General features: G+C 41.5%; 12 protein-coding genes. 6 read left to right on the top strand and 6 right to left on the bottom strand.

Annotated features, from left to right (window positions below; genetic code table 11):
* The first annotated feature begins 99 nt into the window (after window positions 1-99).
* The 5 genes from NLF99_RS01615 to NLF99_RS01595 all read left to right on the top strand — a co-directional run bounded on the left by NLF99_RS01615 (window position 100) and on the right by NLF99_RS01595 (window position 9,134).
* Window positions 100-3,135, top strand: coding sequence for a SusC/RagA family TonB-linked outer membrane protein (locus tag NLF99_RS01615; protein WP_254526518.1), 3,036 nt, complete (start codon window positions 100-102; stop codon window positions 3,133-3,135).
* An 11-nt stretch (window positions 3,136-3,146) separates the two neighbouring features.
* Entirely contained in the window at window positions 3,147-4,778 is a 1,632-nt protein-coding gene (locus NLF99_RS01610; RefSeq protein ID WP_254526517.1) for a RagB/SusD family nutrient uptake outer membrane protein, read from the top strand.
* Window positions 4,779-5,464: 686 nt separating this feature from the next.
* A complete protein-coding gene (gene der / locus NLF99_RS01605) occupies window positions 5,465-6,766 on the top strand; it encodes a ribosome biogenesis GTPase Der (RefSeq protein ID WP_185211275.1) in 1,302 nt (433 codons plus the stop codon).
* A 17-nt stretch (window positions 6,767-6,783) separates the two neighbouring features.
* Window positions 6,784-8,250 carry a cysteine--tRNA ligase gene (gene cysS, locus NLF99_RS01600; RefSeq protein WP_185211274.1) on the top strand — a complete coding sequence of 489 codons (1,467 nt, stop codon included), beginning with the start codon at window positions 6,784-6,786 and terminating at the stop codon, window positions 8,248-8,250.
* Window positions 8,251-8,273: 23 nt separating this feature from the next.
* Window positions 8,274-9,134, top strand: coding sequence for a DUF4440 domain-containing protein (locus tag NLF99_RS01595; RefSeq protein ID WP_185211273.1), 861 nt, complete (start codon window positions 8,274-8,276; stop codon window positions 9,132-9,134).
* Between the two features lie 70 nt (window positions 9,135-9,204).
* On the opposite strand, the gene NLF99_RS01590 is transcribed toward NLF99_RS01595, so the two are convergent.
* Window positions 9,205-10,590: a peptidylprolyl isomerase gene (locus tag NLF99_RS01590; protein ID WP_254526516.1), complete on the bottom strand. Its 1,386-nt coding sequence runs from the start codon at window positions 10,588-10,590 to the stop codon at window positions 9,205-9,207.
* A 208-nt stretch (window positions 10,591-10,798) separates the two neighbouring features.
* Between NLF99_RS01590 and NLF99_RS01585 the strand changes: the two genes are divergently transcribed.
* Window positions 10,799-11,863 carry a lactonase family protein gene (locus NLF99_RS01585; protein WP_254526515.1) on the top strand — a complete coding sequence of 355 codons (1,065 nt, stop codon included), beginning with the start codon at window positions 10,799-10,801 and terminating at the stop codon, window positions 11,861-11,863.
* Here the strand turns inward: NLF99_RS01585 and mnhG are convergent, their stop codons facing one another.
* From mnhG to NLF99_RS01560, 5 genes are read right to left on the bottom strand one after another with little or no spacing between them, the layout of a single operon-like run.
* On the bottom strand, window positions 11,864-12,280 hold the full coding sequence (gene mnhG, locus NLF99_RS01580) for a monovalent cation/H(+) antiporter subunit G (RefSeq protein ID WP_254526514.1): 417 nt from the start codon (window positions 12,278-12,280) through the stop codon (window positions 11,864-11,866). It lies immediately after the preceding gene.
* A complete protein-coding gene (locus NLF99_RS01575) occupies window positions 12,273-12,545 on the bottom strand; it encodes a monovalent cation/H+ antiporter complex subunit F (protein WP_093100515.1) in 273 nt (90 codons plus the stop codon). The genes mnhG and NLF99_RS01575 overlap by 8 nt, the downstream gene beginning before the upstream one ends.
* On the bottom strand, window positions 12,542-13,018 hold the full coding sequence (locus tag NLF99_RS01570) for a Na+/H+ antiporter subunit E (RefSeq protein ID WP_094255556.1): 477 nt from the start codon (window positions 13,016-13,018) through the stop codon (window positions 12,542-12,544). The genes NLF99_RS01575 and NLF99_RS01570 overlap by 4 nt, the downstream gene beginning before the upstream one ends.
* Window positions 13,015-14,532: a proton-conducting transporter membrane subunit gene (locus NLF99_RS01565; protein WP_254526513.1), complete on the bottom strand. Its 1,518-nt coding sequence runs from the start codon at window positions 14,530-14,532 to the stop codon at window positions 13,015-13,017. Before NLF99_RS01565 ends, NLF99_RS01570 begins: the two co-directional genes overlap by 4 nt.
* Complete coding sequence (locus NLF99_RS01560; RefSeq protein ID WP_185211268.1) at window positions 14,529-14,885, bottom strand: Na+/H+ antiporter subunit C; 357 nt, start codon at window positions 14,883-14,885, stop codon at window positions 14,529-14,531. Before NLF99_RS01560 ends, NLF99_RS01565 begins: the two co-directional genes overlap by 4 nt.

Raw genomic sequence — 14,885 nt, 5'->3', positions numbered from 1 at the left:
AAATATTCATTTAATCTTTTCTATAAACTTTTACCTTCCTGCGTCTAAGTTGTGATAGGGCCTACGGCTTATTACTAAATTTTATTTAATAGATTAATTATGATAAAGAGATTTTCAAGTCCATTTTTTCCATTGAAAAGATCTCAATTAGTTACAGGAGCCATTATTTTAGGGTTGAGTCTATCAGGTGGATATTCTGTTGCCAATGATCTTAGTAAGGATAAAAAGGAAATCCATGCTTTTCAACAGGAGGTAAAGGGAAAGGTGACTTCAGGAGGTGTCGTCCTGCCAGGGGTGACAGTAACCGTGAAGGAAGATCCTAGTAAATCGACTTCTACCAATGCAGAAGGAGAATTCAGTATCGGCGCTGAAACAGGTCAGACTTTGCTGTTTTCTGCCTTAGGCCATGAGAAAAAGGAAGTGGCCGTAACAGGTGCTACCCTGAATGTGGAGCTGAGTGCGAGTGAAGAGAATATTGATGAAGTGGTGGTGACAGGTTATTCTACGCAGAAAAAGGGAGAAATCAGTGCGTCCATCGTTTCCTTAGATCAAAAGAAACTGAAAGACAGCAAGTCTCCGAATGTTTCTAACCTCTTGCAGGGAAAGGTTGCAGGTGTGGATGTGGTTGGAACAGGTAGACCTGGGCAACAAGCAAATGTTAAGATCAGGGGTAGAAGCTCCCTTTCTTCGGGAACAAACCCTTTATGGGTAGTGGATGGTGTTATCACGCACGGTGTTGCCAATATTAACCCAAATGATATCGAGACTATTTCGGTATTGAAAGATGCCGCAGCTACCACGCAATATGGTTCCCGAGGTACCAACGGGGTAATCGTCGTGACCACCAAAAGAGCCTTGCGCGAAGGTGAAGGGACTTTCTCGGTAAACCTTTCTTCTGGTGTCAGCAAATTCAACTTCGGGCAGTTTAAGCTGATGAACTCTCAAGAGCTTTGGGATTATTATCAAACTTTTCCTAATCAAAAAGATATTGATCCGAATGTAACCCAGGATGTCCTGAACAACGATTATAATTGGATCAAAAACGGTACTCAAACCGCACCAGTGAACGACTTCTCGGCAAATTACATGGGTAAAACCGAAAAGACCTCCGTTTTTGCAAGTGCCAATTACTACGGTGAAAAGGGATCTTTGAAAGGTTATGATTTTGAAAGGATGACCGGACGTTTCAATGTGGAACATAAATTGACCGATCGCTTGACATTCAAGCCTAAGTTGAACGCGGCTTACACCACCTATCTGGACAAACAACATTCACTATATAATATGATGTTCTATTTGCCATGGGACAACCCAAACAATGCAGATGGAACAATCAAGAATCCGCAAGATGCCGATGCCAATGTGCTTTGGTTAGGTCGTGACCATACCAACTATTTGTATGACCTACAATATAACTACGGTAAGGGGCAGACTTTTGATATGCAGGGTAACTTTGATTTCTCGTATAGGATTTCAGATCGATTCACTTTCGAATCCATGAACAACCTGACCTATTATAACCAGACAACCATGAGTTATGCGGATCCGAATTCGAATGCTGGTCGAAATGATAAAGGAACCATCTACCAATTTTCTGATAAGCGCATCACCAGGTTCTTTAACCAGATGTTGAAATATAATGAAACGTTCGGCAAACATACGGTCTCAGGTTTTGCAGCCTATGAATACTCTGATTATGTGTATTCAAGTCTGAATGCTAAGGGTAAGGGGATTGCTCCAGGATCACAGATCCTAGGGAATGCAGCTAGCGTTCTTGATTTTGGCGGAACCAAAAATGATTATTCTTTCCAGTCTGGAATCTTGCAGGGTACTTATGGTTATGATAACCGTTATAACCTGATGGCTTCCTTCCGTGTGGATGGATCTTCAAGATTTGGCCAGAACCAACAGTATGGTGCTTTCTATTCCGTAAGTGGTGCCTGGAATATCAATAATGAAGCTTTCTTTAATGTTCCTTCCATCAACCTGTTACGTCTGAAAGCGTCCTATGGTGGAGTTGGAAACGTGCCGATCGATTATTACTCTTCATTCGCAACCTATGGCCTAAATGCCCAATACAATGGCGAGCCGGCAGCGATTCAGAAGAACTTCCAGAATGCAAATGTGAGTTGGGAAAAATCGTACGATGCCAATTTAGGCTTGGAACTGGGCATGTTCAATAGACTGAACCTGTCAGTTGATTTATACAATAAAAACACCAGCGGATTGCTTTATTATGTGGAGTTCCCTTCAACTGCTGGATGGGATGGGTATTGGTTGAACATCGGTGGATTGAGGAACCGTGGGGTGGAAGTTGCCCTGAGTGGTTCGGTCTTCAGTCCGGAAAACCCATTCCAATGGGATTTAGGTGTCAATGTCGCTCATAACAACAACAAAATTACCTCCTTGAAAGACAGTCAGGATATTCCTAAAGGCAATATGCGATTCTCTGAAGGTCATGATGTTGACTCTTGGTACATGCGTAAGTGGGCCGGAGTTGATCCTGAGAATGGTGATCCACTTTGGGAAACCATTGACGAGAATACTGGAGAGGTTTCAACCACCTCTAACTATAACGATGCTGCATTGCAGTTTGTTGGAGCAGCAACACCTAAGTTCCAGGGTGGTTTCAACTCGGCAATGAACTATAAAGGTTTCAACCTGAATGCCAGCTTTGCTTATCAAAACGGAGGTGTAACCTATAATGCTGCCAGAGAGTTATTCGATTCAGATGGTGCCTATGCGTCATACAATCAAATGATCCTGATGGATGGCTGGTCAAGATGGTCCGCTGAAAATCCGAATGCTACACATCCAAGAGCGGAGTACAATAATACCAGTCTTTCCAACAAAACCTCTTCTAGGTATTTGGAAAGCACGAATTTCTTGCGATTGAGAAACGTGACATTAGGCTATACCTTCTCGGAAAGCCTGGTTAGCAAATTGAAATTAAAAGGATTGAACGTTTATTTATCTGGAGATAACCTTTGGACTTCAACCAAGTTCTCAGGTCTAGATCCAGAAGCTGCGATCTTAGGAAATGATAATTCAGCAGATAAGGCTGGAGGTGGTGATGCTACCTCGCAATATCCTGCACCAAAACGCTTGATTTTCGGGCTTAACCTAACATTTTAAAAGAAAGAAAGATGAAGAAATTATTCATATTAAGTGGGGTCGTTGGTCTGTTGATGACATCTTGTTCTTTGGATAAGGAGCCTTATGATGCGATGACCAATGAATCGATCGAAAACACTGAAGGTGCTATCCAAGCTTTACATTTGGGGAATTACCACACCTTGAAAGGTTGGGTTGAAAATTGGCACCGTGTTACAGAATATCCTGGAGACAATGTCTCTTTAAGTGGAACAACTACCGATAACCTGTTTTATAACTACAACTACAAAAGAGTTGTCAATAATGCAAGGGTCAATAGCTATTGGGAAAACTCTTACCGTGTAATTGCGGGAACCAATTTATTGCTTCAGAAATTGAAAGAAGGTGAAAGTGATGAGGTCGATCAGATGATCGCCGAGAATCTTTACTTGAGAAGCCTGATGTATTTCTATTTGGCAAATGTGTTTGGCAAGCCTTATACCCAAGATCCACAATCTTTGGCTGTGCCGATTAAATTATCCGATGATCCATTCGAGATCCTGCCACGTAATACCGTTAAGGAGGTCTACGATCAACTGGAGAAGGACCTCTTGAAAGCAGAAGGTATGTTCAAATCCTATAAAAGCAATGTATATGGAAATGTTTATGCAGCACAGGCATTGTTGGCGAGGGTTTACCTGTTCAAAGGCGATAATCAAAAAGCCGTTCAATATGCGAATAAGGTTATTGAATCCGGTAAGTTTTCGCTTTTGGCGGGGGCTGATTACAATAAATTAACCGTTTCCACTCCGGAAGAGAACAGGGAAAACATCTTTGCCATCAAATTCGTAAAGGATATTGATTACCCAGATGATGGATGGAGTACGATTGGATCCATGTATGCCAATATCCAAGGATCAGGTTGGGGGGAGATGTATGCTTCCAGGACCTATTTGGAGGAAGTCAGGAAATATCCCGAAGATGTCCGCTATAAAATGATCCAGCCAGTTGTTGAAAAAGCGAATGAATTGCATGCATATTACGTCACTGATGATTTCAAATATGCGAGTGTGCAAGTTACCCAGGCTGGAACGGATTATTCTTATACGGAAGCTGGAGCTAAAAAGAACCTGATCAAAGAATCTAACGGAGCCGGAGCTTTCCAATACTATATTCAAATTGCAGGTAAGAAAAGAACAGTTTTGATTGACAAGAAATTGGCAAACCGTAACGGTTATCTGAAATACTATGTGATGAAATGTTCCGGTCAGGAAGGCCAAGCGCATTTATGGTCGCCGATTATTTCCAGATTAGCTGAAGTTTATCTGATCCGTGCGGAAGCCAGTGCGAAATTAGGCGATGTAACTTCAGCATTGAAAGATGTAAACCTAATCAGGCAAAGAGCCGGAATTCCAACAGCAGGACTTTGGACAGCTTCCAACTTAAATGGGAAGACAGCTCTGGATGTCGTATTGGAAGAAAGAAAATTGGAGCTTGCTTGGGAAGGACATAGAAAGTTCGATGTGTTCAGGAATGGTAAACTCATGGATAGAAAATATCCAGGAACCCATACTTCAGGAACAACTCCAATCTTGACCATCGACGCGAAGAGCAATCAAGCAATAGAATTTATTCCAGAGCAGCAGATTGTACTTTCCAACGGTGTCCTGAAACAGAATCCTTAGAACATATTATTAATACCAAAAGAGCAGCTATACCAGACTGCTCTTTTGATTTACACCATCAAATCATTAAAGTTTTGGGACTTTATTTGTCATATTAAAAAAAACTTTAGAGAATTATGATATTTGCAGGGGGTAGACCTACGTAGTGTTAATTTGTCTTTTGGGATACATTTCTTTCTTGAAAAGAATAGTGTAACAATTCGTTTGCATTCATGAGTTATTAAGATTTCGATTATGTTAAAAAACTCTATTATTCAACTGATTAAAGAAGTTTATCTAATAAATCAGGTTAAAATTTCCTCCTGGAATTATTTAAGTTTTAGGAATAAATTTTCTATCTTTCAGCATAATTTGACGAAGTCAGATGTCTTTGTAGAGATAATCATCTAAGTAAAATTACTTAGTGGAAATTCTATAGAGATTCTTAATAACATTTCTAACTGTTAATTTTCAAAACTATTTTTAGGCCATCCCCTTCAGGGACGGCCTATTTTTTTGAAAAAAAATAGGCCAAAGTACAATAAAAGATTTCTCCCGAGAGGAGATTGAAAAAGAGCGAAGTCCATTATTTGTCCATAAAGCTGTCATTTTCTGATTTCTCACGCAAGATGTGCGATTTATCCGTAACTTTGTACCTTTACAAGATACCTGAAAACGTTGCCGTGAGGTAACGAATAGAAAGAAATATGGCAAATATCGTAGCAATTGTAGGGAGACCCAATGTTGGTAAATCGACCTTATATAACCGTTTGACAGAGAGTAGAAAAGCTATCGTAGATGACTACAGCGGGGTTACCCGTGACAGACATTATGGACAAGCGGAATGGATCGGAAAGAAATTCACAGTGATCGACACAGGTGGTTTTGTTCATGGTTCAGATGATGTTTTTGAAGCAGCCATTCGAGAGCAAGTTTTGATTGCCATCGATGAGGCATCCGTTATTTTATTTGTAGTGGATGTCACTACTGGAGTAACCGATTTAGATGATGAGATCGCAAATATGTTGCGTCGAAGCAAAAAACCGGTATATGTCGTTGCCAATAAGGTGGATAGCGCCAAACAGACCCATGATTCAGCAGAGTTTTATTCCTTTGGATTAGGTGAGATCTTTAATATCTCATCCATGACTGGTTCAGGTACTGGTGAACTCCTTGACGAAGTGGTCTCTAATTTTGAAAACGAAGAGGAAGATGATACCGAATTGCCTAAGTTTACTATCGTTGGACGTCCTAACGTTGGTAAATCCTCTTTGACGAATGCATTGTTAGGTAAAGAAAGAAATATCGTAACTCCAATTGCAGGGACTACCAGAGATTCCATCCGTATCCATTACAATCAATTTGGACATGAGTTCCTGATGGTGGATACTGCTGGATTGAGAAGAAAATCCAAAGTGAACGAGGATATCGAATTCTATTCGGTCATGCGTACCATTAAAGCATTGGAGGATTCCGATGTGGTGATCTTAATGATTGATGCCAAAGACGGTATCGAAGCGCAGGATATCAATATCTTCCACTTGGCAGAGAAAAACAAAAAGGGTATCGTGATTTTGGTAAACAAATGGGATACCATTGAAAAAGACCATAAAACAGCCAAGGAATTTGAGCAAGCTATCAAAAACAAGATTGCTCCATTCACGGATGTTCCAATCCTGTTTACTTCCGTAACGGAGAAACAACGTATCTTCAAGACCGTAGAAACGGCTATGGAGGTCTATAACAATAAAACCAAAAAGATCCCTACTTCTAAATTGAATGATGTGATGTTGGAGATTATCGAAAGGTATCCACCCCCAGCAACCAAGGGTAAATTCATTAAGATTAAGTACGTAACGCAATTACCAGGAAGATCGCCAATGTTTGCTTTCTTCTGTAATCTGCCTCAATACATCAAAGATCCGTACAAGCGTTTTATCGAAAACAAACTGCGCGAGAACTTTGACTTTTCAGGAGTGCCAATCCAGATATTCTTTAGACAAAAATAATTAGTTTCAACCGTCGTATGGAGCATAATTTAGTATTATACAATACCCTTACCCGTAAGAAAGAAAAGTTTGTACCCATTCATCCTAACCTTGTGGGGATGTATGTTTGTGGACCCACTGTGTACAGTGATGTGCATCTTGGGAACTGTAGGACTTTTGTTTCCTTTGATTTGATTTTCCGCTACTTGTTGCACCTTGGATATAAAGTACGTTATGTGCGTAATATCACAGATGCTGGGCACTTAGAGGGAGACAATGACGAGGGGGATGATAAATTTGCGAAAAAAGCGAAGCTTGAACAATTGGAGCCCATGGAGATCGTTCAAAAATATACCATAGGATTCCATGATGTACTGCGTCTATTCAACACCATTCCACCAAGCATTGAACCAACTGCCACCGGTCACATCTCTGAGCAGATTGAAATGGTACAGGAAATCATCAAGAATGGTTTTGCCTATGAAGTGAATGGTACGGTCTATTTCGACGTAGAGAAATACGTCAAAGAATATAACTACACCATCTTGACCAATAGAAATCTAGAAGATCTATTGAACAATACCCGCGAGTTGGGTGGACAGGATGAGAAACGCGGTAGACTTGATTTCGCCTTATGGATCAAGGCTAAACCAGAGCATATCATGCGTTGGCCTTCTCCTTGGGGAGTAGGGTTCCCCGGATGGCATATCGAATGTTCAGCAATGAGCAGGAAATATCTGGGCGATCAATTCGATATCCACGGCGGTGGAATGGACTTGGCAGCAACCCACCACACCAATGAGATCGCACAATCTGAAGCATGTAACCATACCACACCGGCAAAATATTGGATGCATACCAATATGTTGACCGTGAATGGGACAAGGATGTCCAAATCTGCAGGAAATGGTTTCCTTCCGGGAGAACTGTTTACAGGTAACCATCCACTTTTGAACAGGGGATATTCACCTATGGCCGTACGCTTCTTTATGTTGCAGGCCCATTACAGAAGTACATTGGATTTCTCCAATGATGCTTTGGATGCTGCAGATAAAGGCTATAAACGTCTGATGGCAGCTATCGGCTTATTAGAAAAAGTTGTACCGTCCAAATCTTCCAATTTCGGTGACTTGGCTGAAATCAAGAAACGCAGCTATGCTGCCATGGATGACGATTTCAACAGCCCAGTTTTAATAGCTGAGTTATTTGAGGCCGTGCGTATCATCAACTCCATCTATGATGGGAAATTGACGATTACCGAAGCAGACCTCAACGAGCTGAAGAAATATATGCAAGAGTTTGTATTCGACATTCTAGGGCTAAAAGATGATCAGATCGGCGAAGGTGACAATATGGATGACCTGATGCAAATCATCATCAATATGCGTAATGAAGCCAAGAAAAACAAGGATTTCGTGACCTCCGATCGTATCCGCGAACAATTGAATTCCGTAGGTATCCAACTGAAAGATAGTAAGGATGGGACACTTTGGAATAAGATTTGATTAGTAAGGTAAAATTTACAGTAATGATTAATAAAAAAGGCTTAACTCTATTAGCCGCAACGCTAATTTCTTTTTCGAGTTTTGCCCAACTACCTGAGAAGGTAGGGGGGCTTCTTTCGGTTGATAGAACAGCAGCGAATCTTTCAAAAACAGAAAGTCCCTATGCTGGACTTAAATATATCATTGACAAGGAATCTACTTTCCTTGTGCCTTCACCAGTCAATGCAGCCAACTATTTAGATAATAGGCCCAATCTTCCAGATCGTCTTTCCTGGAACCCCAACTTTGTTCTTGTATCAAGGAGTCTGGACTGGGGAGTAACCTCAGGACCTACCGAATTCCAGAAGATGGGTTCCATCAAACGTTTTGGACAGTACCTTACGGTTTGGCATCGTGACAGAAAGGGAAACTGGAGAGCGCACCTTCGCGCCGAAGTAGAAAACTACGGCAAGAAGAAAGCCAGTCCTTTGGAATATTACGAACCCGATGATAAAGCATACCTAAAACATCGCTCTGTAAAGCGCTTAGAGCAGCGTGAGGAAGTCGTTCTGCAAACAGATGAACTCTTCTCTACTATTCTAAAAGCGGATACTAAAACAGGCTATAAAGAGTTTTTGGCAGATGATGCCCGCTTCTACTTCCCTTGGCAGAATGAGATCGAAGGTAGGGACAATGTATTGGCCTTCCTGAAGAAAGAAAGAATCGAGATCGATACTGATCCTACCGAGGTAGGCCGTGCCTATAGCGGTGAATATGCCTATACTTCCGGAACAGCTACCGTAGGCCTTAAGGACAAGGTGGTAAAATTCAGTTATATCCGTATCTGGCAACTAACTGGCGAGTTCCAATGGAAAGTGATCTTAGAAATGATGTTCGAAAGATAACAGGACAAAATAATATAAAAGAAAAACCCCGATCAATCGATCGGGGTTTTCTTTTATCATTTAATTTTTCTTAATCTTCTTTCGATGAGGCCAGGTTCTCACTCGCTGGCGTAATCCACATCTGCAGTTCATCACAAGTTGCAAATTCATTGTTGATGTGAACAAAGGTGTTCTTTGTTTTCTTCTCAAACCATTCACTTAAGCTTCTGCGGGTTTTATCCTCCTGAGCAGCTTCTTGGATCTTTGCAAAATCTTGCTCCAAGCTTGCTTTGTGTGGCGGAATCCTTGTTTTCAAGTAAGTGAACTTATAGCCAGACTTACCTGTTCTAGGATCTTGGAATGGGTATGGTCTAGACAATTGGCCTTCTTTCAAGGTGTCGATTGCCATGAACACTTCTTTTTCCAACATATCCACTGGGATCAAGGTAGAACGGGATGCTGATTGTTGGTTAACCACCATACCGCCATTGAATTTGGTCTCTTTATTATCTGAATATCTTGTTGCTGCGGTACTGAATGGTAATTTACCAGAATGTACGTTATCATAGATCGAATCAATTTTACCTTTGATCCTGTCCATACTAGCAGTAGTTGGTTTGGTAGTCACAAGGATGTGCCTAGCATTTACCTCTTCACCACGGCGCTCCAATACCTGTAAGAAGTGGAATCCATATTCCGTTTCAAATACGGGAGAAATCTCGCCCTCTTTCAATCTAAAGGCCATAGCCGAAAACTCTTTCACGTAGTTTTCACGCGGTGCGAAACCCAATTCACCCCCTTGCACTGCCGATCCTGGATCTTCCGAATAGAAACGGGCAACCGTTCCGAAGTCAGTTCCGTCCATGATTTGCTTACGATATCCTTCAGCCTTCTCCCTAAATACGTTTTTCTCTTCTTTGGTCAACTCCGGATAGATCACCACTTCACCGATCTCCACTTCCGTGTTGAAAGCCGGTAAGCTATCTTGGTTCAACCCTTCAAAATATTTCTTTACCTCCTGAGGAGTAACTGTAACCTTGCTAATGATGGTGTTCTGGAACTTTTCAGCTTTGATCTGCTCCGAAAGGACAGGTCTCATCTCTTCTTTGTACTGCAACAACGAACGCTTTAAAAAGGCTTCTAATATTTCTTTACCACCTGCTCTACGCGTCATTTCACGCATACGTGCATTCAATTGGTCGTCAACTTCAGATTCAGAAACTTCCACAGAGTCCAATACGGCCTGTTGTGAAAGCAATTTGGTCATGATCAATTGTTGAAGAGCGGTACACTTGAAGTCTTCACTTGGCGTTCCGCCGTTGGCTAGGTACTGCGAATATTGCATGTCAACATCTGATTGCAAAATAATTCCGGAACCCACAGTCGCCACCACGCGGTCAATCAGTTTTTCTTGGGCATTAGCCTGAAATGTACAAGCTAATAAAAGTAATATAAGGAAACTTGAAAAGTTTTTCATGCTGTCTGTTGTCACACTAAATCTAAAGTTCAATCGCAAAATTATTAAATATTATGCCTTTTTTCTACTTTTATATAGTAATAATTGTAATAACACCTAGCCTAAGCTAAGATATTCGGGCTAAAATACTTAAACGGCTTTAAACTTAAGGCGATTTAACCATATTTAACAGATGAACACACGACAGCTATTTTTCCTATTCCTTTTCATGAATGTCACATTAACTCAGGCTCAGAATACCCAGATCCCACTTTATATCGGTACCTATACTTCCCCAAATGGAAGCAAGGGAATTTACGAGTTCAGCTTTGATACTAAAACTGGAGATGCAACCTTGGTCCGCGAGACAAGTACCCCTAACCCTTCATTCTTGGACAGAAGAGGCTATTTCCTGCTTGCCGCAAATGAAATGACCGATGGTAGTCAATCTCTTTCTTCCTTTTCACTGGGCAAAGAGGGCCTGAAATTTCAGAATAAACTGGCAACTGGAGGTTCAGCACCGTGCCATGTGGTCATCGGTAAAGATGCTGAATATGCAGTAGTTTCCAATTATCTGGGGGGTGCCTTGGATTTGTTTCAGCTTTCTCCAAAAGGGGAGGTCCTATCCAAGGACGATACCAAACTATATCATGGAAAAAGTGTAGATAAAGCCCGTCAAGAGGCTTCCCATATCCATTCCGCTTTTTTTGGTCCCGATAATCTATTGTATGTTTCTGATTTAGGTGCTGATAAGGTTTATATCCTCGATATTCAGAAAACCGACAACGGCAAATTCCAATTTGTTGAAAAGGGGGAACTCAATGTCAACCTTGGCGGAGGTCCTAGGCATATCGCCTTTCATCCCAATGGCAATGTCCTGTATTCCCTGATGGAAATGACCGGTGATATTGAAGTTTTCAAGAAGAAAGATGGCGTTTGGGATTCTTACCAGATTATCTCCATGCGTTCTCCAGAGTTTGAGGGAAAAAGTGGCGCCGCCGATATCAAAGTGTCCTCAGATGGGAAATTCCTGTATTCTACCGATAGAATTGATGCCAATACCATAACGACATTTGCGGTTGGCAAGAATGGGAAACTAAGAAGAAAAGAAGTGATTTCAGTACAGGGGAAAGGACCTCGAAATTTCAATTTCAGTCCAAATGAGCGATTCATCTTGGTTGGCAATCAGCTGACTGACGAAATTGTCGTTTTCAATAGGGATAAAAAATCGGGAAAATTAACCGATTCAGGAAAAAGGATCAAAGCATCCAAGCCCGTTAGTATCCTGTTTTAGTTAATCTGTTGCATCGTCGGTATCTGCGATATTGTCTGGTGCATTCTGGTCCGCTTTTTTAGGGTCGCTTTCCAGGCAGTGGGTTTCTTTATTGTACATCCCTTTCAGTTCATCGATGACTGTACCTTTCCATAAGGGAATACCAATGAAATAAGCCGCCTTTCCGATCATATGGGCTGCAATTGGTGCCGTAAGCAGTAAAAAGAAGATGATGGCAATGGATTTTGTCGTCACGGAAACATCCTCAGGGAACATGATGGCTGCACAGATCAGCAACAAGCCGACCCCTAGGGTAGAAGCCTTTACCGTTACGGATAAACGCAGATAGAAATCAGGCATTCTCAGTACCCCGATGGAGGCAAAGAGGATAGAAAGTGCACAAACAGTGCTCAGTATTGCTAGAATAATTTCAATCATCTTGTTGTTTTTCTATATAGTAAGAGAATGCAATGGTACCGAGGAAGGCAATCAGTGCCAAGATAATGGCCACATCCAACAGCACTTCCTGCTCTTGACGGATACTGTAGACCGTAATGATCCCAATACCAATGGTAATGATGAGGTCCAAGGCCATCACCCTGTCCACAACGGATGGTCCCTTGAACAAACGGATAAACACCAATAAAACCGATATGGTCAAGATTGGCAATATGACAAAATCAAAGTAGGTTTCTAAACTCATCGTAATATCTCCAATAATTTCCGTTCAACCCCTGTTTTTAATGTCCTTATAAATTGTTCTTCGTCCTTGAGGTACATCACATGGATGTAAATGGCTTTCTTATCATCACTGATGTCAATAATCAGTGTGCCCGGAGTCAGGGAAATGAAAGTCGCCAATATATTGATCTCAAAATCTGTCGTGGTATTGACTGGATAACGAACGATACCCGGTTTGAAGAAGTATTTCGGCGTGATCACATCATAAGCCACCTGAATATTCGCTTTGATCAACTCAAATAGAAAGAAAAAGAAGAAACTGATGATCTTAGGCACACGATAGAAATAACGCTGATCAGTTTCATTCCTGTTCATGATCCATAGCACGCCGAACCCCAGCAAATAGCCGAAGATAAAGTTAGAATAGTACAGCGAGCCTGTCAGAGCTACCCAGATAAAGGATAGGAGCAGGTTCATTAAAAAAAACTTGATCATTGTTCAAAAGCTTTATCGCCCAAAACGGTACGGATGTAAGGGCTTGTGTCCAACAATTCATTTGTAATTCTATCGACCACCGTAATGATGTTCTCCGCATTGAATCCAATGTACAGGGTTACGGAGCACAGGATCAGGATCGGTCCCACCAACAGTATTTTCTTAAACAAGGGCTGATCATGGAATTTATCCTCAACAACCACTCCAGCTGGAACATCCTTCCAGAAAACATCGGCCCACATCTTGGCAATCACATACATGGTCACCAAACTTCCGATGATCAATGCTGCAATGAAGAAATACTGCTTATCCACGAAAGCTTCCTGGAAGAGATAAATCTTTGGCCAAAATCCTGAAAGTGGTGGAATACCCACCAATGAAAACAGGACCAAGGCGATAATCAGGGAAATTAACGGATAATCTTTATATAATCCGCCAAGTTTTTTCATGTCCATGCTGCCTCTTACCAAACGTATATACCCTGCGATCAGGAACATATTGGTCTTGACCATGATGTCATGGATCAGGTAAAATACAGTTCCCATTAAAGCGAGTTTGGTAAACATAGCAATACCTCCCAGCATAAACCCAATATGGCAGACGATCAGATAGGAGAACATCCTTCTGATATTGGTCTTGATCAATGCCCCAAAGGCTCCCGTCAATACCGTCAAAACAGCCAGGACCATAAAGAGGTTTCTGGTGAACTCATCGGGTATAAAGATCAGGCTGAAAACCCTTAAGATGGCGTAAATCCCTAATTTAGTCAATAAGCCACCAAATGTCGCCGCGACGGCAGAGGGTGGAGTATGATAGGATGAAGGTAACCAATAGTACAACGGGAATACCGCCGACTTGATTCCAAATCCTAAAATAAAAAAGATCGACGTAATGCCTACCAATGCCTTATTATCAAAATCCCTGATTTTTAGGGAAAGATCAGCCATGTTCAAAGAACCGGTGATTCCATAAAGGATACCAATACCGGTCAGGAAAAATGTTGAGGCCAAAATATTCATGGCCATGTACTTCACGGCACCTTCCAATTGCGCTTTTCTGCCCCCCAAGGTCATCAATACAAAGGAAGAAATGATTACCACCTCAAACCATACATATAGGTTAAAGATGTCTCCGGTCAAAAAGGCTCCGTTCAGGCCCATCAACAGGAAATGGAAGATAGGGAAATAGCCATATAGCATCCGTTGCCTGCTCAATCCAACCGATGAAAAGATGGATACGGCAAAGCCAGCAATGGAAGTCAATAAGACCATGGTCGTACTCAGCATATCTGCAACGAATACAATCCCAAAGGGAGGCTCCCAATTGGAGGCATTCATGTGCAAGGAACCTTCCGTGTACACCTTTGCAAATAAACGAATGGCAATCAGCAAACCTATAAATGCTCCACCAACGCTTAAGAAGCGCTGTGAAATAGTCTTTCGCCAAGCAATCAATTGTATGATTGCCGTAAAAAGATGTATGAATACAGGGGCTAAAATATGGTTGTCGATCATATATCTTCTTCTTCCGGCGTGTTTAAATCATCTAAATCATCTGTGTCCACTAAAGCATAAACACGTTTTAACAATACAATGGCAAAGGCGGTCAGGGCGAAACTGATTACAATTGCCGTCAAAATCAAGGCCTGCGGAATAGGGTCTGCATAAATATCCTGGAAAACATTGTGCTGTGAATCGATCACAGGCGGTTTACCCTTGGTGATCGAACCTAATAGGAAGATCAGGATGTTCGTCCCATTCCCTAAGAGCATAATTCCCAGTAATAGCTTGACCATGCTCCTCCGAAGGATCAGATAGACCCCGGCAGCATATAAAAAACCTAAAACGAGTACTAACAGTAATTCCAT

Origin of the sequence: Sphingobacterium sp. LZ11T8 (assembly GCF_024261425.1) — a bacterium.
In the GTDB taxonomy this organism is placed as follows: Bacteria; Bacteroidota; Bacteroidia; order Sphingobacteriales; family Sphingobacteriaceae; genus Sphingobacterium.
The sequence above is the reverse complement of the archived record's forward strand: the minus strand, read 5'-3'. Positions and strand labels throughout refer to the sequence as shown.